Origin of the sequence: Streptomyces sp. 4N124, assembly GCF_052245395.1 — a bacterium.
In the GTDB taxonomy this organism is placed as follows: Bacteria; Actinomycetota; Actinomycetes; order Streptomycetales; family Streptomycetaceae; genus Streptomyces.
Map to the genome: position 1 here is coordinate 89,554 of NZ_JBQQBS010000023.1, position 17,724 is coordinate 107,277.

At 71.2% G+C, this 17,724-nt stretch carries 14 protein-coding genes; 2 read left to right on the forward strand and 12 right to left on the reverse strand.

Going from position 1 to position 17,724, the window contains the following annotated elements; genetic code table 11:
• Positions 1 to 8 precede the first annotated feature (8 nt).
• Together ACTWQO_RS23535 and ACTWQO_RS23540 are read right to left on the reverse strand one after the other, a co-directional pair.
• Positions 9 to 1,277, reverse strand: coding sequence for an alginate lyase family protein (locus tag ACTWQO_RS23535; protein WP_443239318.1), 1,269 nt, complete (start codon positions 1,275 to 1,277; stop codon positions 9 to 11).
• Positions 1,278 to 1,415: 138 nt separating this feature from the next.
• Positions 1,416 to 2,552, reverse strand: a complete 1,137-nt coding sequence (locus tag ACTWQO_RS23540) for a glycoside hydrolase family 6 protein (protein ID WP_443239356.1) — start codon at positions 2,550 to 2,552, stop codon at positions 1,416 to 1,418.
• A gap of 201 nt (positions 2,553 to 2,753) precedes the next feature.
• Between ACTWQO_RS23540 and ACTWQO_RS23545 the strand changes: the two genes are divergently transcribed.
• Complete coding sequence (locus tag ACTWQO_RS23545) at positions 2,754 to 3,440, forward strand: DUF5995 family protein (protein ID WP_443239319.1); 687 nt, start codon at positions 2,754 to 2,756, stop codon at positions 3,438 to 3,440.
• Between the two features lie 6 nt (positions 3,441 to 3,446).
• Here ACTWQO_RS23545 and ACTWQO_RS23550 read toward each other — a convergent pair whose 3' ends face one another.
• Complete coding sequence (locus tag ACTWQO_RS23550; RefSeq protein WP_443239320.1) at positions 3,447 to 5,144, reverse strand: flavin monoamine oxidase family protein; 1,698 nt, start codon at positions 5,142 to 5,144, stop codon at positions 3,447 to 3,449.
• A gap of 49 nt (positions 5,145 to 5,193) precedes the next feature.
• Positions 5,194 to 5,982 carry a carbon-nitrogen hydrolase family protein gene (locus tag ACTWQO_RS23555; RefSeq protein ID WP_443239321.1) on the reverse strand — a complete coding sequence of 263 codons (789 nt, stop codon included), beginning with the start codon at positions 5,980 to 5,982 and terminating at the stop codon, positions 5,194 to 5,196.
• Between the two features lie 298 nt (positions 5,983 to 6,280).
• On the opposite strand from ACTWQO_RS23555, the gene ACTWQO_RS23560 reads away from it, so the two are divergent.
• On the forward strand, positions 6,281 to 6,817 hold the full coding sequence (locus ACTWQO_RS23560; protein WP_443239322.1) for a Repetin: 537 nt from the start codon (positions 6,281 to 6,283) through the stop codon (positions 6,815 to 6,817).
• Here ACTWQO_RS23560 and ACTWQO_RS23565 read toward each other — a convergent pair.
• The 8 genes from ACTWQO_RS23565 to ACTWQO_RS23600 all read right to left on the reverse strand — a co-directional run bounded on the left by ACTWQO_RS23565 (position 6,814) and on the right by ACTWQO_RS23600 (position 17,455).
• Positions 6,814 to 7,191 (reverse strand): DUF742 domain-containing protein, encoded by a 378-nt coding sequence (locus ACTWQO_RS23565; RefSeq protein WP_443239323.1) that lies wholly within the window; start codon positions 7,189 to 7,191, stop codon positions 6,814 to 6,816. The two genes, ACTWQO_RS23560 and ACTWQO_RS23565, sit on opposite strands and share 4 nt — an antisense overlap.
• A 7-nt stretch (positions 7,192 to 7,198) precedes the next feature.
• The gene (locus ACTWQO_RS23570) at positions 7,199 to 7,636 is read right to left on the reverse strand and encodes a roadblock/LC7 domain-containing protein (protein ID WP_443239324.1); all 438 of its coding nucleotides are present in this window, start codon (positions 7,634 to 7,636) and stop codon (positions 7,199 to 7,201) included.
• On the reverse strand, positions 7,626 to 9,911 hold the full coding sequence (locus ACTWQO_RS23575) for a nitrate- and nitrite sensing domain-containing protein (RefSeq protein WP_443239325.1): 2,286 nt from the start codon (positions 9,909 to 9,911) through the stop codon (positions 7,626 to 7,628). Before ACTWQO_RS23575 ends, ACTWQO_RS23570 begins: the two co-directional genes overlap by 11 nt.
• A 142-nt stretch (positions 9,912 to 10,053) precedes the next feature.
• Positions 10,054 to 11,196: an MFS transporter gene (locus ACTWQO_RS23580; protein ID WP_443239357.1), complete on the reverse strand. Its 1,143-nt coding sequence runs from the start codon at positions 11,194 to 11,196 to the stop codon at positions 10,054 to 10,056.
• A gap of 103 nt (positions 11,197 to 11,299) precedes the next feature.
• Entirely contained in the window at positions 11,300 to 11,752 is a 453-nt protein-coding gene (locus ACTWQO_RS23585) for an Lrp/AsnC family transcriptional regulator (protein ID WP_062713983.1), read from the reverse strand.
• A gap of 10 nt (positions 11,753 to 11,762) precedes the next feature.
• Entirely contained in the window at positions 11,763 to 13,250 is a 1,488-nt protein-coding gene (locus ACTWQO_RS23590) for an amino acid permease (RefSeq protein ID WP_443239326.1), read from the reverse strand.
• 391 nt (positions 13,251 to 13,641) lie between these two features.
• Complete coding sequence (locus ACTWQO_RS23595) at positions 13,642 to 15,108, reverse strand: GuaB1 family IMP dehydrogenase-related protein (protein WP_443239327.1); 1,467 nt, start codon at positions 15,106 to 15,108, stop codon at positions 13,642 to 13,644.
• Between the two features lie 184 nt (positions 15,109 to 15,292).
• A complete protein-coding gene (locus ACTWQO_RS23600; RefSeq protein WP_443239328.1) occupies positions 15,293 to 17,455 on the reverse strand; it encodes an MMPL family transporter in 2,163 nt (720 codons plus the stop codon).
• Between the last annotated feature and the right edge of the window lie 269 nt (positions 17,456 to 17,724).

Genomic DNA, 17,724 nt, shown 5'->3' on the forward strand with positions numbered 1-17,724 from the left:
GACGGTCGTCAGCCCGCGATCGAGTCCAGTTGCTCGGCCGCCGGGCGCAGCGCCCACAGGTCACCGCCGGGCGGCGCCTCCAGCAGCGGCACGGCCTGCCGCGCCCGGACGTCGCCCGCGTCGGCCGCCGCGTGTACGACGTCGGTCGCCGCGTACCGGTGGAACTCCAGCTCCGGATGCGGCCACGCCCCGGCGCCGGTCGCGGCCGGCAGCAGATACCGCACCGCCTTGAACAGGCTCTGGCCGTCCGGACCTTGATGGGCCCACAGGTTCACGCCCAGGTTCCGGCCGATGGCCGCGAGCCGGGTGTAGGCGACCAGGTCGAAGGTCGAGTAGTGCCAGCTGCGGGTGCGGGTCAGCTCCTGCGGCTGGCTGCCGTCGGCCGCGATCTGCGGATCGATACGCCGTGAGCCCGCCTCGCGGACTGTCCTGCGGGCCAGTTCCCTGTCGCCGGTCGCGTGCGCGAGGGCGGCGAGCTGCATGTCGTAGAACGTGCCGTGGTTGTTGGTCGCGGCGGCCTCCTGCTTGCCGAAGTCGCTGTTCTTCAGCCAGTCGAGGAAGTCGGCGTTCCAGCGGTCCATCCGCGTGCGGTCGGCCTTCGTCCAGCCGGGGGCGCCGGTGCGGAGGATGGCCAGCGCGTCGACGACGGCGGTGTAGGACTGCGAGAAGTCGATGATGCCGATCGCGCGGCCGTCGTACTTGCAGGGGATGAACTGCGCGTGGTTCAGGTTCGGGTTCATCCGTGTGGCCGGGTCGAGGAACCAGGTGCGCAGAATGCGTCCGGCCTTCTCGGCGTACCGCTGCCGGCCCGTGTAGTACCAGGCGAGCGTGAGGTCGTACGTCGAGTCGAAGACCTTCTCGACGTCCTGGCGGTCGGTGCCGCTGTCCACCTCGGGGTTGCGCTCGCCGTCGCGCTGGACGTAGGGGCAGCCCCAGGGGTTGTCGGCGGTGGGGGGCTTGGTGGGCCACCAGTAGGGCGCCTGGCTCAGGTAGTCGTGGACGTCACCGCCGGGCGCGGGCTTGGGCTTGTCGACGACCGTCCAGGGGCCCTTGTCCAGCCAACGGTCGGCGCGGGTGGTCAAGTCCCGGAGGGCGCGGCGGAGTTGAGGGTCGCCGCGGTCGAGCCGGATCTTGGTCTGCTGGAGCCGGGTGCCGTCGAGGACGGCCGTCTTCGGGGCCTTGGGAGCCGTGTCCGCGGCGGCGGTCGCCGGGACGATCCCAGCGGCGAGTACGGCCGCCAGGGCCGGCAGGACGCTCAGGCGTTTCCTTGCACTCATTGAGCCTCCGATCACGGATGTGAACGATGTTCATGAGCAGGACTGGGTGAGCGTAGGACCAGCAGGGACACGAGGCAATGGATCGGACAGTCTTCATGTTCGGACAGTCTTCATGTACAGAGATGGCGGAACCGCCTGCTACGACGAGGCCAGGTCGTAGGCGTACGACGGACTGAACGTGCCCGGCGTGCCCTTGCAGCCGTCCGACTCCCCCGGCAGCTTGACCCACAGATAGCCGTCGATGCGCGCCTCGCCGGTGTTCAGGGTGGGTGTCCGGCCGATCTTCCGGCCGGCCGGGTCGCACCACTGGCCGTCGGCCGGGGCTCCGTTGCCGTTGCGGCTGGTGTCGATGACGGCGCCGAGGGAGGCGGGGCCGTCGAGGGCGTCGAGGACCTGTCGGTCGTAGGCGATCTCGTCCGCCGTGCGGTGGAAGTTGGAGACGTTGCTGAAGATGCCGTCGGAGGAGGCGGCCGAGGAGGCGCCCGCCTGCTTCAGCAGCGCCGCTTGCTTGGCCGCCGGGTTCCAGCCGGAGTGGCCCGCGTCGAAGTAGACGCGCGCCTTGGGGTTCGCGGACTTGAGGACGCGGCCCGCGCGAGCCAGCGAGGCGAAGCGGTCGGCGCGGGCACCGGCGGAGAGACAGTCGGACTGGGCGATCGAGTCGGGCTCCAGGATCACGACGACGTCACCGGAGCCCAGTCCCGCCGCGAAGGCGTCGATCCAGGCGTCGTACGCCCCGAGGTCGGGCGCACCGCCGTCCGAGTACCCGCCGCAGTCGCGGTCCGGGATGGCGTACGGCACGATCACCGGCGCCCGGCCCTGCGCCGCGCCGCCGGAGGTGACCGCGCGGACCCGGGCGGTGATGGTGGCCGGTGTGTAGTCGGCGAACCACACGGCCGCCGGATGATCGGCGATACGGGACTCGATGACCGCGTGGCGCGGGTCGCCGGGGTGGGCGCGGACCCAGTCGAGCACCTGGGACTCGGGGTGGCGGTAGAGCCGTGTGGACGCGGCGGCGGTCTGCTGCTTCGGCTCCGTCTTCGTGGGTGAGGGGGTCGCGCTCCCTTCCTCCCCCTTCTTCGAGGGAGAGGGAGAAGAGGTCAGGGAAGCGGACGCCTTCGTCGACGGGGACGCCGACGGGACCGCGGGCAGCGGTTCCAGGCGTGGTGAGCTGGTCACCTCGGGCCGGGCCTCGTCGGGGCCGCGTCCGTCGTCGAGCGCGGACATCATGCCGGTCACCGTGCCGACGGCGACCACGACGGAGGCCGCCACGACCATGGCGCCGCGCCGGGCGGCGCTTCTGCGCTCGGCCCTGCGTGCGGCCAGGCGGCGGGCACGTGAGCCTGACACAGTCCAGCTCCCCCCTTGGTCTCACCCTGCGCGACGTTCTCCCCCTGCGCGACGGGCGCGTTACCCCATTCCGGCGAAGCGTCGGTCCCGCCGGTACCCCGGCCAGCCTAGGACTGGGACCCTGCGTGCATGGCGCAATTGGAACAGATCACCACACCCGTCGACACGGTCGTCTCCCGCATGCGCGCCCTCGACGCGACCCTGCCCCCGCGGGACGGGCTCGCCGTGTTCAACCGCGTCTACCTCACCGTCACGGAGGCCGTCGAGCGGCGTATCGACGCTGGCCGGTTCCCCGACGCCCGGGCCGCGATCATGCTGGATGTGCGGTTCGCGGAGCGGTACTTGGCGGCCGTGGACGCGGTCGCCGACGGGGGGCGCCCGCCGGCCTGCTGGCGGCCCCTGTTCCAGTACCGCCACCATCCCGGGGTACGTCCGCTGCAGTTCGCGCTGGCGGGCATCAATGCGCATGTCGGCCACGATCTCGCGCTCGCGGTCGTGGACGCTTGTCGTACGCTCGGCTGCGAACCCGCCGAGCTGGAGGACGAGTTCGACCGCGTGGGTGATCTCCTCGTCTCGCTGGAGGAGCGCATCCGCGAAGATCTGATGCCGGGCCCCGACCTCCTCCAGATCGCCGACCCGCTCACCCATCTGCTCGGCTCGTGGAGCCTGGAGCGGGCCCGGGACGCCACCTGGTCGACGGCCCGGGCCCTGTGGGCGCTGCGTGAACTCCCCGATGTCGCCGAGGAGTTCACCGAGCGGCTGGACGCGGTGGTGGGGTTCGCGGGGCGGATGCTGCTCACCCCGCTCCCCGACTGACCGGGGTCAGTCCTCCGGAAGCTCCACCGGCGCGATCTCGTCGTACACGTCGCCCGGGCCGGGGTTGGTCGCGTCGGTCGCCCCGCCGAAGTGGTGCATGACGCCCCACACCGCGTTCAGCGCGGTCTGGATCGCGCCCTCGGCCCAGCCCGCCGTCCAGGAGATGTCGTCGCCGGCCAGGAAGATGCCCCGCTTGTCCTCGGGCAGCCGGTCCTGCATGAAGTGCGTGAACAGGCGCCGCTGGTAGCGGTAGTGACCGGGCAGGTTGGCCTTGAACGCGCCCATGAAGTAGGGCTCGTTCTCCCAGGACACCGTCACCGGGTTGCCGATGATGTGCTTCCTGATGTCGACCTTCGGATAGATCTCGCCCAGCGACTTCAGCATGACCTCCATCCGCTCGTTCGCGGACAGCGGCAGCCACTTCAGGCTGTCGTCGCACCAGGTGTACGACAGACAGATGACGGCCGGCTTGTCCGGACCGTCGTCCAGCAGGTAGGTACCGCGGGTCATCCGGTCGGTGAGGGTCATCGACATGACGTCCCGGCCGGTCTCCTCGTCCTTGTCCAGCCAGAACGGCCGGTCGACGGGGACGAAAAGCTTGCTGGACTCCATGTAGTGGGTGCGCTCGATCGCCGTCCAGTGGTCGATCGGGAAGAGCGAGTCGTCGCAGGCGATCTTGGAGAGCAGCATCCAGGACTGGGCGGTGAAGACGGCCGCCTTGAAGGTACGGATGTCGCCGTTCGCGTCGGTGACGGTGATGTGGTTGCCGGCGGTGCGGTGCAGGCGGGTCACGGCGGGGCGCGGTTCGCCGTTGTCGTGCAGGGACTTCAGCGAGGTGCCGTACGCCCAGTGCAGGATCTTCTCCGGCTCGCGCTCCCAGAGCCTGAGCGGCAGCTGCTGCGAGCCGCCCACGATGCCGCGGTGGTGGTCGTCGGCCTCGGTGTAGACGACGCGGAGGATCTCCAGGATCGAGTTGGGGAAGTCGGTGTCCCAGCCACCGGTGCCGAAGCCGACCTGGCCGAAGATCTCGCGGTGCCGGAAGGACCTGAAGGCCTCGGAGTCGCAGAGGAAGCCGTAGAAGGTCTGGTTGTCGAGCTTCTCGACGAGCTTCGCCCAGATCTCCCGGATACGCGGCACGTCGCGCTCGCGCAGGGCCCGGTTCATGTCGGAGAAGTCGGCGCCCTCCTCCAGGCACCTGTTCCAGGCGTCGGCGACGTCCCGGTAGACCTGCGGCAGGTCGTCGACCGTCTCGGCGTAGTGCGACTCGCCCTTGAGGTCGACGACCGTCGAAGGCGTCGTCTCCGCAAGGGGGTTGGGGAAGGACCGGGTCTCCAGACCCACCAGGTCGATGTAGTGCTGGAGCGCCGTGGAGGACGGCGGGAAGCGCATCGCGCCCATCTCGGCGGTGAGGGAAGGGTCGCAGCCGTCGAAGCCGACGGTCCGCAGCCGACCGCCGATCTGGTCGGCCTCGTAGACCACGGGCTTGAGGCCCATCTTCATCAGCTCGTAGGCGGCCACGATGCCGGACAGCCCGCCGCCGATGACCGCGACCTCGGTGCCGTGCTCGGTCGCGGGTATCTGGCCGAGGCCCGCCGGGTGGGCGAGGAAGTCGTCGTACGCGTACGGGAAGTCCGGACCGAACATGGTGATCGGCGGCTGCTGCGCGTCGGCGTGCTGGACGGCGTTGGGCACCGTGGACGTCATGGGGTACGGACTCCTTGCGCGAAAAGAACTGGGGGAAGATCAGGGGATTTCAGACCAGGGACCCGTAGAGGCCGGGGCGGCGGTCCCGCAGATACGGGTTGGCCTCGCGGGAGGCGGCGAGGAAGGCCGGGTCGACGTCGGCGAGGAGCAGCTCCTCGCCGCGGCCTGCGCGGGTGCGGGCGATCCCGTCGGGTCCGGCCAGCGTGGAGAGCCCGACGAACTCGAACTCCCCCTCCTGCCCGGCCCGGTTGACGTACGCGACGTACATCTGGTTCTCGAAGGCCCGCACTGGCACGACGGACTCGGCGACGAACTGGAACGGGTGCATCTGCGCGGTCGGCACCAGGAGGAGGTCGGTGCCGGCGAGGGCGTGGGCGCGGACGTTCTCCGGGAACTCGACGTCGTAGCAGATCATGAGGCCGACGCGGAGGCCGTTCAGCTCGGCCTGGACGACCGGCTGCTCCCCCGGGGTGAAGTGGTCGCGCTCGAAGCAGCCGAAGAGGTGGGTCTTGCGGTAGTTCGCGAGCCGGGTGCCGTCGGCGGCGATCAGCTGGGCGGAGTTGTAGACGGTCTCGCCGGAGCGCTCGGGGTAGCCGTAGGCGATCGCGAGGCCGTTCCGTGTCGCGGTCTCGGCGACGGCGTCGGCCCAGTCGCCGTCCGCGGGTTCGGCGAGGCGGGCGATGTCGTCGCCGATGGCATACCCGGTCAGGAACATCTCCGGCGCGACCAGCAGCCCGGCACCGGCGTCCGCCGCCCTGCCCGCGGCCTCGTCGAGGACCTTGAGGTTCTCGACGACGGAGCCGGGGCGGCCGGAGCTCTGGAGCAGGGCGGTACGCATGCGTGATCCTCACCGGACGGAAGGGTGGTTGTGGGGGCCACGTAGACGGTACGGGCGGCCGGCTCGGGCGGACAAGGAGGAGCCGTTGCGCGTCGGTGAGCGGATTGTTGCGTCCGTTCCGGCTGCGGCGTCGATTCGTTGCGCGACCTCGGGCGGAGGTGCCGTACCTCCGAAGGCGCAGATCGCCGTGGTGTCCCCGCCGGACGGCGGAGGCGGGGTGCCGCCCCTGGCGCGATGTGGCGCGGGCGCCGCCCGGCGAGAGTGGTGGGCGTCCGGTTGACCTGCGGAAAGGACCGCCATGAACCGCCGTACGAAGACCGCCGTACTCGGCGCCGCGCTGCTGCTCACCGCCGGGGCGGCGGGATCGGCCACTGCCGGTGACGACGCTGACAAGCGACGCGAGGCCGCCGCGCTCACCGGCACCGCGAAGCTCTACCGCGTCGCCGGGGACGACATCACCTTCAGCTTCGACGCGCATCTGGCGGCGAAGGACACCGACGACCCGATGAAGGCGACCGGCACCTTCGAGTGGAGCCACTACATCGACGGGAAAGGTGCCTGGGCGAAGGCGAAGGTCGACTGCCTGGTCACCGGCGGCAAGGTGGCCGTCGTGTCCGGAGTCGTCACGGACACCGACCTCGACGGCGCGAAGGGCACCCGGGTGGGCATCACCGTCCACGACACCGGCGGCACCGACCGGGTCGGCTACAGCTGGGCGACGACCGAGGACCTGGGTCCGAAGGACCTGCCCAAGTGCGTGAGCTCGGCGCCGTTCGAGCGGGTGAAGAAGGGCACGGGCGACTTCAGGGTCGTGCCCTGGCAGCCGCGCTTCTAGATCTCGCGCAGCCGCGCGACGATCACCCGCAGCAGCTCGGGGTCGGCGGCAGGACCGTCCGGCCCCGTCCGCCGCGGTTCGTCGATGCGTACGAGTCCGGCCGCGGCCAGATCCCCGAGCAGTACGCGTACGACGGTCAGCGGCAGGTCGGCGTCCGCGGCGAGCTCGACGACCGGGCGGGGGCCGCGGTGCGCCAGGGCGAGCAGAGAGGCGCGCGCGTGGTCGACGCCCGGCGGTCCGCCGTCCGGCCGCAAAGCCGTGACCTGCGACAACATGTCGATGTGGTCCGAGGGCCGGGTGCGTCCGTGCGTGACGGTGTAGGGGCGCACCATCGCCCCGGTCTCGTCCTCGTACCAGTGCTCGTCGTCGGTCACGGGCGGATCAGGGATCTGCCGGATCGGCGGCGGCCGACCGTGCGCCGGTGGCCAGATGCCGGCCGACGCGGCGGACGAGCAGGGCCATCTCATGGGCGAGCTGTCCGACGTCGGTCTGTGGCCCGCTCAGCACGGCGAGCCGGGTGCCGTCGCCGGCCGGGGTGATGAAGAGGTAGGCGTCGTCGAGCATCACCATCGTCTGCCGCACCCTTCCCGCGGCGAACCGCTCCCCCGCCGAGCGGGCGAGGCCGTGGAAGCCGGAACAGACGGCGGCGAGGTGCTCGATGTCCCGGGCCGCCATGCCCTCCGACATGCTCAGCGGGAGGCCATCGGCGGTGAGGAGTACGGCCTGGCGGACGTGATCGGTCCGGGCGACAAGGTCGTCGAGGAGCCAGCCGAGGTCGGTGCCGGTGCGTTCTGGAACGGAGTTCTGGTCAGGGCGCATCGTCGGCGTCCGTCCCTTCCTTGGTGTCGGCGGGCAGGCCTCTGCGTCCGCGGTCGGTGCCGCGCTGGAAGGCACCAAAGATGGCTCGCATCTCGTCGGGCGTGACGTCGCGATCGGGCGGGCCGTCGGTGACCGGCGCGTCCACGGACGGCCCGTCGTCACGCAGGCCCTCGGCGAGCGAGGCCTGGCGGACGCGGGTGGGCAGAGCGGGCGTGGCCCGGTCGCGACCACGCAGGGCAAGCACGGCCGCCCCGCTCCCGGACTCCTCCCACCCCTTCCGCGACGGCGGTGTCCCGGACGGCCCCGCGCTCCGCACCGAGGACGCCCTCGGCCTCCCGCTCTCCGCCTCCTCCGGCGTCCGCCCGTCCACCTCGGCGAGCACCCCCTCCGGCAGCAGCACGACCGCCGTCGTGCCGCCGTACGGCGACCCGCACAGCGTGACCTCGATGCCGTGCCGCGCCGCCAGCCGGCCCACGACATACAGGCCCAGCCGGTCGTGCCGGGTCGGGTCGAAGTCGTCCGGGTCGGTGAGCGTGCGCCGGGCCTCGTCGAGCTGGTCGGGATCGAGACCGAGCCCCCGGTCGTCGATCTCCAGGACGAAGCCGCCACCGGCCTGCCCGGTACGCATGGTCACCCGGGTGTGCGGCGGCGAGAACACCGTGGCGTTCTCGACGAGTTCGGCGATGAGATGGACGACATCGGCGACCGCGTCGGCCGCAACGCCGACCCTCGGCATCGGCGGCACCTCCACGCGCGCGTAGTCCTCGATCTCGCCCACCGCCGAGGAGACGACGTCGGCGATCGGCACCGGACGCCGCCATCTGCGGCCGGGCGCCGCGCCGGAGAGGATGATCAGGCCCTCCGCGTGGCGCCGCATCCGGGTGGTCAGATGGTCCATGCGGAACAGCTGGTCGAGGATGTCCGGGTCGTTCGTACGCCGCTCCAGCGTGTCGACGAGTTTCAGCTGGCGGTGCACCAGCGCCTGGTTGCGCCGGGCGATGGTGAGCAGCACCGAGAACTGGCCCCGGCGCAGGGTGGCTTGCCGCACGGCCGCCTCGATCGCGGCGAGCCGGGCCGCGTTGAAGGACCGGCCGACCTGACCGATCTCGTCGGCACCCGCCTCCCCGTCGGCCAGCGGCGGCGCCTCGGCGAGCGCGTCCACCTCGTCACCCGCGCTCAACCGCTCCATGACGTCCGGGAGTTGACGCGTCGTGAGCAGGTCGGCCGCGTCCCGCAGATCCTCCAGCCGACGCGAGATACGACGCGCCCCGCGCACCGCGAACCACAGCGACAGCCCTACGGCCGCCAGCCCCAGCACACCCACCACCGCGGCCTTGGCCAGCTCACGGTAGGCGAACGCCCGCCCGCGCTCGGCGGAGTTCCGCGCCGCCTCGGTGCACAACTCCATGTACCGCTTGACCGCACGGTCGGTCGTCGTACGCCATGAGTCGGCCGCGACGGCGCGCCCCGCCCCGTCGGCGCCGGCCCGCAGCAGCGCGTCCTCACCGGCGGTCAGCGCCCGGTGCGCCTCCCCGCGCCGGAACTCCTCGAACAGCGCCCGCGAGTCTGACGGCAGATCGGGCACATACGTCCGCTGGAAGACCCGGCGGTCCTCGATCGTCGCCGTGAGCGTGTCGTACTGGCGGTCGGTGAGGGTGCCGGCCGCCCGCGCACCGGCGACAAGGGCGTCCTCGCGGGAGACGAACTCCCGTACCCGGACGAGCTCGATGACGACCTGCGCCTCCCGCGCCAACTGCCCGGCCTGCAGCGCGGTGAGCGTGGACTGGACGTCGAACCCGGGCTCCACGACGGCGCCGTACTCGGTGACGGCTCGGTCCCAGGAGATCTCGCGGGACAGCACGCGCTCGCGCAGGCCGTCGAGTTCGTCCACGGTGTCGAGCATGGTGTCGAGGGCCCGCCGCTGCCGGTCGGAGAGCCGGTCGCGGTCCCCTTCCCGGACCGCCTCGCGCAGCGCGGTCACCGCCTGATCGGTGCGGCGCTGCTGTTCCATGAGGTCCAGGGCGGCCGGTGTGCGGTGGCCGGCGCCCAAGTAGGCGGCGGCGAGCCGTCGTTCGATCTGGATCTGTCCGATCGCCGTGTCGACGGGGGTGCCGAAGTCGTCGTACACCCCCTCGACCCGGGCGAGAGCGCGCAGTTCGCCGGTGACCGACACCATGGCGAAGCTCCACAGCGCCATCAGTGCGACCACCGGGGCGAGTGCGAGCGCCACGATGCGGGCGCGGACCGTGGTGGGACGGCCGATGAGCCGGCGCATGGTCTCCTCAGGGTTACCCGCGGGTGTTACCCGCCGGTAGCACGCGGGCGCCTGCAACTTACGGGATGCCGCACAGGGAACGCAACGGTTGCCGGGGGTAACACGACCCCCACCGCACGGTCGCCCGCAGTGACCGTCGCCGTCACCGCGTCGCCGCTCTCCCGGCCGCCAGCAGGACCGCCGTCACCAGATACGGCACCGCGAACACGGCGAAGGCGGTGCTGTGCGCCGCCGTCGCGCCGATCGTCGCGTACGCGCCGTACGTGGCGACCGTGGCCAGCTCGGTGCCGAGACCGGCGAGCGAGGTCAGGGTGGCCCGGCGGCTGTCGTCGATGCGGTCCTGGAGGCGGGCGTCGGCGAGCACGGTCGCCAGCTGGAAGCCGCCGAAGGCGAGGGCCACGAGGCCGAGCCCGGCCACGGACGACGCCGTGGCACCGACGGCGAGGGCGAGCGCGGCGCCCGCGAGGAGTCCCGCGAACCCTGCCGTGCCGAGGCGTTCGGCGAGACCGGCGAGCAGGCTCCCGGCCGTGGCACCCGCCCAGATCAGCAGAAGCAGATACGGAACCCTCTCGTCCGGCACGCCGAAGTCCCGCACCAGGAGCGCCGTGTACTCGTCGAGGGCGCTCCACACCGCGGTGACGGCCGGGACGAGCAGCAGCGCCCCGACCACCGAACGGTCGGCGCGTGCTTCGGCGAGCCCCGCCCGCAGGGTCGCGGCCCAGTTGTCGCCGTCCTCCGTGGGCGTCCGGTGCTCCGGGAACCGGCTCGCGGTCGCCGCGGCGAGCAGACACGCCAGGACGCTCGCCGTCCCGACGGCTGGATAACCGCCCCACGCGAACACCGGCCCGGCGAGCCCCATCGCCGCCATGACGCCGATCAGCCCGGCCGCCCGCGCCCGGCCCATCACTCGGGCGTACCGGTCGGCCGCGCCGAGCCGGTCCAGCTCGTCGTAGACCAGGGCCTCCAGCGCACCGGAGCCGAGCGCTCCACCGGCGCCCCACAGGACGAAGCCGGCCGCGAAGGCCCAGTACGACGGGACGATCACCCACAGCGCGAAGCCGGCAGCAGTCAGCAGTGGGCCGAGCCACAGCAGCAGTCGGCGGGAGACGGCGTCGGCCCAAGCACCGGAAGGGACCTCCAGCAGGACGCCGGTGATCGACCACAGGGCGAAGAGGGAGGAGATCTGCCAGACCGACAGGCCGGTGTCGGTGAACAGCAGCGCGTACACCGGGTACAGCAGGACGAATTCGTCCAGGAACGAGTAGCCGTACAGCGTCGCGGTCAGCCGTCGGACGCCAGGCTCTGGTGAGGATCAATGTCGCCAGGTCATGACACCGATGTTAGACCGGCCGAGCGCATTCGTCGCCGGAATTGGGTGGGCGGCCCGACTACGTGGGCGATCCCGACGAGAAGCGGCGCAGCAGTGGCGACAGCACCAGCACCGACTTCGTCCGCTCCACGAACGGCTCGCCCGCGATCCGCTCCAGCACCCGCTCGAAGTGGCGCATGTCGGAGGCGAAGACCTGGACGACCGCGTCCGCGTCACCGGTGACGGTGGACGCGGCCACGACCTCCTGATAGCGCTCCAGGCCCCGCCGGATGGTCTCCGGCGAGGTGTTGTGCCGGCAGTAGATCTCGACGAACCCCTCGGTCTCCCAGCCGAGCGCCGACGGGTCCACCCGTACGGTGAAGCCGGTGATGGCGCCGGTGGCGCGCAGCCGGTCCACGCGCCGTTTCACGGCGGGCGCGGACAGGCCGACCAGTTGCCCGATGTCCGCGTAGGAGCGGCGGGCGTCCTCGGCGAGGGCGTGCACGATGCGTTCGTCGAGATCGTTCAGCACTGCGGGTGGTTCACTTCACTTCTGGTGTTGCGAGCGCTTCCTGCGTCGCGAGACGGGAGCGGCGATAGCCGTAACTGAAGTAGAACACGAGACCCGCGGCCATCCAGCACCCGAAGACGACCCAGGTCACGGAGTCCAGGCTGAACATGTTGTACGCGCAGAAGCCGAAGCCCAGGACCGGCAGGACCGGGCCGAAGGGGACCCTGAACGTCCGCTCCAGCTCGGGTCGCTTGTAACGCAGCACGATCACCGCGATGTTGACCAGCGCGAAGGCGAACAGCGTGCCGATGCTGGTGGCGTCGACGAGCTTGCCCAGCGGGATCAGGGCGGCGAGCGCACCGCAGAACAGCGACACGATCACCGTGTTGAGGCGGGGCGCGCCCGTCTTGGCGTGGACCTTGCCGAGCGCCTTGGGCACCAGGCCGTCGCGGGACATCGCGAAGAGGATGCGGGTCTGGCCGTAGAGCACGGTGAGGACCACGCTCGCGATGGAGATGACGGCGCCGAGCGCGAGCAGGGTGCCCCAGAAGGTCTGGCCGCTGACGTCGTTCATGATCGCGGCGAGGGAGGCCTCGGAGCCCTCGAACTTGGTCCAGTTCCAGGCGCCGACGGCGACGGCCGCGACGAGCACGTACAGCGCGGTGACGATGATCAGCGAGAGCATGATCGCCCGCGGCAGGTCCTTCTTGGGGTTCTTCGCCTCCTCACCGGCGGTGGAGGCGGCGTCGAAGCCGATGTAGGAGAAGAAGAGCGTGGCGCCGGCCGCGCTCACGCCCGCCATGCCGAGCGGCATGAAGTCCTCGTAGTTGCCGGACTTGAAGCCCATGAAGCCGACCGCGCAGAACAGCACCAGCGCGGCGATCTTCACGGCGACCATGATCGTGTTGGCGCGGGCGGACTCCCGGACGCCGCCGAGCAGGAACACCATCGCCAGCAGGACGACGATCAGCGCGGGCAGGTTGATGATCCCGCCCTCACCGGGCGCGGACGACAGCGTCGCCGGGATGGTGACCCCTATCGTCCCGTCGAGCAGCTCGTTGAGGTACTCGCCCCAGCCGACCGCGACGGCGGCCACGGACACGCCGTACTCCAGCACCAGGCACCAGCCGCAGACCCAGGCGACGAGTTCACCCATCGTTGCGTACGCATACGAGTACGAGGAGCCCGCGACCGGGATGCTGCCCGCGAGTTCCGCGTACGACAGCGCCGAGAACAGGGCCGTGAGACCGGCGATGACGAAGGCGAGGGTGACCGCGGGGCCCGCCTCGGGGACGGCGTCGCCGAGCACGACGAAGATGCCGGTGCCGAGCGTGGCACCGATGCTGATCATGGTCAGCTGCCACAGCCCGAGGGAGCGGCGCAGCGACCCTCCCTCACCCTGGCCGCCCTCCGCGACCAGGTGTTCCACGGGCTTGCGACGCAACAGGCGTGCGCCGACGCCCGGGGAGGCGGGGACTGTCTGACTGCGGTCGTGCGGGGGTGCGCCTTGGTCGAGCACGCGCTGGCTCCTTCATCGCTGCCGGTCAGGGGCGACAGGGACCGGCGGCACCCCTTCGGGCAGGGACCCACCGAGCGGGGTCCCTGCCACGCCACGTACGAGGCGACAGCCTACGAGGAACAGCGTTGCCGTTGTAATGCAGCAACCTTGCGTGGGCGTGCAAGATCATTGCGTTCATCATGGCTACGTGGGCGTTCGTTGCACGGGGGCTTTCGAGCGTTGCGTCCCGCCAGGGTGCTCTGCCCCCTGGACCCCCGCTCCTCAAGGCTGCTTTTAGCCCGTCCGGCGTTTGAGGACGAGGCCGTTCAGGCCGAAGCGGGGGTCTGGGGGCGCAGCCCTCAGGGATGGGACGGGTAGGGGCGGCGGGGGCGAACAACAAGGGAGTGAGACGTCAGTTCCAGCTGGCGTGCAGCGGCTTTCCCTCCGCATAGCCCGCCGCGCTCTGGATGCCGACGACCGACTTCTCGGCGAACTCCTCCAGGGAGCCGGCGCCCGCGTAGGTGCAGGACGACCGCACACCCGCGATGATCGAGTCGATCAGGTCCTCGACGCCCGGGCGGGCGGGGTCGAGGAACATGCGGGAGGTGGAGATGCCCTCCTCGAACAGCGCCTTGCGAGCCCGGTCGTAGGCCGACTCGTCGGACGTACGGTTGGCCACGGCCCGCGCGGACGCCATGCCGAACGACTCCTTGTAGAGACGGCCGTCGGCGTCCTGCTGGAGGTCGCCCGGCGACTCGTACGTGCCCGCGAACCAGGACCCGACCATCACGTTGGACGCACCGGCGGCCAGCGCCATGGCGACATCGCGGGGGTGCCGGACACCGCCGTCGGCCCAGACGTGCTTGCCGTACTTCTTCGCCTCGGCGGCGCACTCCAGGACCGCGGAGAACTGCGGCCTGCCGACCCCGGTCATCATGCGGGTGGTGCACATCGCACCCGGTCCGACACCGACCTTGATGATGTCGGCGCCGGCCTCGACGAGGTCCTTCACCCCGTCCGCGGACACGATGTTGCCCGCGACGATCGGGACCTGCGGGTCGAGGGCGCGGACCAGCCTGAGCGCGCTGATCATCGACTCCTGGTGGCCGTGCGCCGTGTCGATGACGAGCGTGTCGATGCCCGCGTCGAGCAGCTGCTTGGCCTTGCCCGCGACATCGCCGTTGATTCCGACGGCGGCGGCTATCCGCAGCCTGCCCTGTGCGTCGACGGCCGGCGTGTAGAGCGTGGCGCGCAGGGCGCCCTTGCGGGTGAGGATGCCGGCGAGCCGGCCGTCGCTGTCGACCGCGGGGGCGTACCGCCGGTTGTGGTGGTCGAGGGTGTTGAAGGCCTCGCGCGGGTCCATGTCGGCGTCGAGCAGCAGCAGGTCCCGGGACATGACGATCTCGAGCTGCGTGAAGCGGTCCACGCCGGACAGGTCCGCGTCGGTGACCACACCGATCGGCCGCTGCTCCTCGTCCACGACCACACCGGCGTTGTGCGCCCGCTTCGGCAGCAGGGACAGCGCGTCGGCGACGGTCTGGTGCGGGGCCAGCACGATCGGGGTGTCGAGGACGAGATGGCGGCTCTTCACCCAGGAGACGACCTCGGTGACCACGTCGATCGGGATGTCCTGCGGGATGACCACGAGGCCGCCGCGCCGGGCCATCGTCTCGGCCATCCGGCGACCCGCGATCGCGGTCATGTTGGCGACGACCAGCGGGATCGTGGTGCCGGTGCCGTCCGAGGAGCTGAGGTCCACATCCTGCCGCGAACCGACCGCGCTGCGGCTCGGCACCATGAACACGTCGTCGTACGTCAGGTCGTAGGGAACCGGAGATGCTTCTACGTGGCGACCGGTGCTGGCCTCAAGAAAACGCATAGACCCACAATTTCACGTGAAATTACGCAGGTCACTCCCACGAAGACACAGCGAGACAGCCCCACGCTCATGTGATCCTCCTAGGAGGTACGGGGACTCCTGTGCCGGGCAGGAACCTGCCTTGCAACAAAACGTTACCCGAGTGCTTGTACGACCGGCGAGCCGAGGACCGAGGACGTCCCTGTCACTGACGGCTGGGGACGAGCGCGGGCTCCGGCGGGGGTGGGACGTCGGCGGCACCCTCCGTGCTGGTGCGGGGCAGCAGCCGGTCGAGGGGGCGGGGCAGCCACCAGGCGGCGCGTCCCAGCAACGCCATCGACGCGGGGACGAGCACCATCCGGACGATCGTGGCATCGAGCACGACGGCCGTCGCCAGCCCCAGGCCCATCATCTTGACGAGCGGCGAGGGATTGACCACGAAGCTGAGGAACACCACGGTCATGATCAACGCGGCGGAGGTGATGACGCGGCCCGTGACCGCCATGCCGCGAGCCACCGACTCCTTGGGGTCGCCCGTGGCGTCGTACTCCTCGCGGACGCGCGACAGCAGGAACACCTCGTAGTCCATGGACAGGCCGAACAGGACCGCGAAGAAGATCGTCGGCATGGGTGAGGCGATCGGCAGGGTCTCCTCCAGGTTGAACAGTCCCCCCAGCCAGCCCCACTGGAAGACGGCCACCACGACGCCGTACGCGCCGCCGATGGACAGCAGGTTCATCACGGCCGCCTTCAGCGGTACCGCGATGGAGCGGAACACCAGCATCAGCAGCAGGAACGACACCACGATGATCGCGGCGATGAAGACGGGGAGTGTGTCGGCGAGTTGCCGGGTGAGGTCGTCGGTCATGGCGGTCAGGCCCGACACGGCGACGTTGTCGGGGACGACGTCGCGGATGCGTTCGAGGGTGTGGGAGGTCGCGGCGTCCGCGGGGGCGGTGGTGGGAAGCGTGGGCAGGACGACGGTGTCCCCCGCCGCGGAGATCTGGGGCTCGCCGACCGAGGCGATGCCGGGGTCGTCGGCGAGGCGGCGGGACAGCTCGGGGATGCCCTCGGCGTCCACGCCGGGGCTGCGCAGGTCGGCAACGATCAGCAGAGGGGCGTTGAAGCCCGGGCCGAAGCCCTCCGCCATCAGGTCGTAGGCACGGCGATGGGTGGTGCTGGTCGCGTCGTCGCCCGCGTCGGGAAAGCCCGTCTCCATGCGCAGCGCCGGGGCGGCCAGCGCCAGCAACGCCGCGGACGCGACCAGCAGATACGGCCACGGCCGACCGGAGACGCGGTGGGCGAACCGCCACCACGCGGTCTCCTCGGGCTTGTTCACCCGGCGCGTGCGCAGGCCCCGGCGCCGCCGCTTGTGCATGCGGTCGCCCAGCAGGGACAGCAGTGCGGGCAGCAGCGTCAGGGCGGTCGCCACGGCGAACAGCACGACCAGCGAGGTGCTCAGACCGATCGAGGTCAGAAAGCCCAGGCCGGTCACTGCGAGCGCGGTCATCGCCACGACGACGGTGCCGCCGGCGAACAGGACGGCCGCGCCCGACGACGCCATGGCGTTCGACAGCGCGGTGGAGTTGTCCTGGCCGGCGGCGTGGTTCTCGCGGTAGCGGGCCACGACGAACAGGGCGTAGTCGATACCGACGCCCAGGCCGACCATCGCGCCGATGGTGGGGGCGGCTGTGGAGACGTCCATCGCGTGGGCGAGCAGCGTGATGCCGCCCAGTCCGGCGGCGACGGCGACGAGGGCGAGCGCGATCGGGACCAGCGCGGCCACGATCGTGCCGAAGACGACCACCAGGATGACCAGGGCGGCCAGCAGGCCCGCCGCCTCCGCGCCCGAGGTCGGCGTCTCGGCATTGATGAAGACGGTGTCGCCGCCGAGTTCGGCGACGACACCGTCGCCACGTACGGGTTCGATGGCGCTGTTCAGGGCATCGATCTGCTCGGGATGCACGTCCATCGTCGGTATGTCGAAGGTGACGTGGACCAAGCCGATCCGTCCGTCGGGCGAGACCGTGCCGGCGGTGAAGGGATCGGTGACCGTGGCGACGTGCTCCACATCGGCGATCCGGGCGACGGCCGCCTCGATGGCAGGGCGGTGGCGGTCGATCCGCTCCCCTTCCGGCGCGGCGAACACCGTCGTGGCGCTGCCGCCGGATGCTTCGGGGAAGCGTTCTTCGAGGAGTTGCATCGCCTCCTCGCTCTGGCTGCCGGGAGCGACGAGGTCGTCGACGAACGAGCCGCCCGCAAGGCCGGCCAGGGGCAGCACGAGTGCCAGGGCCGCCAGCCAGGCGGCGATGGTCACCCACGGTCGGCGGGCGCTCGCGTCGCCGATGCGGCGCGTGAGTCGGTTCATGGTGGTGGGCTCCTGTGAGACGGGTGCCGACCGGCGGCACGTGACGACCGGGCTCCTGCGGTCTGCTGCCGAGCGACGTCAACTGCCGACCTGGATCCCGTGGTTGGCCGCCGGTCGGCTGCACCGGACCGGCGTTCGGCGGCAGTGGGAGCGAGCAGTCCCATCGTGGGCGTCGGCGCCGGTACCGTCTCCCGCCCCGCGGCGGGTTCGGCCCTCCCGCGCGCGACGGGGAGAACAGGGCGGTTGCCTCCTGCCGGCGGCGGAGGACC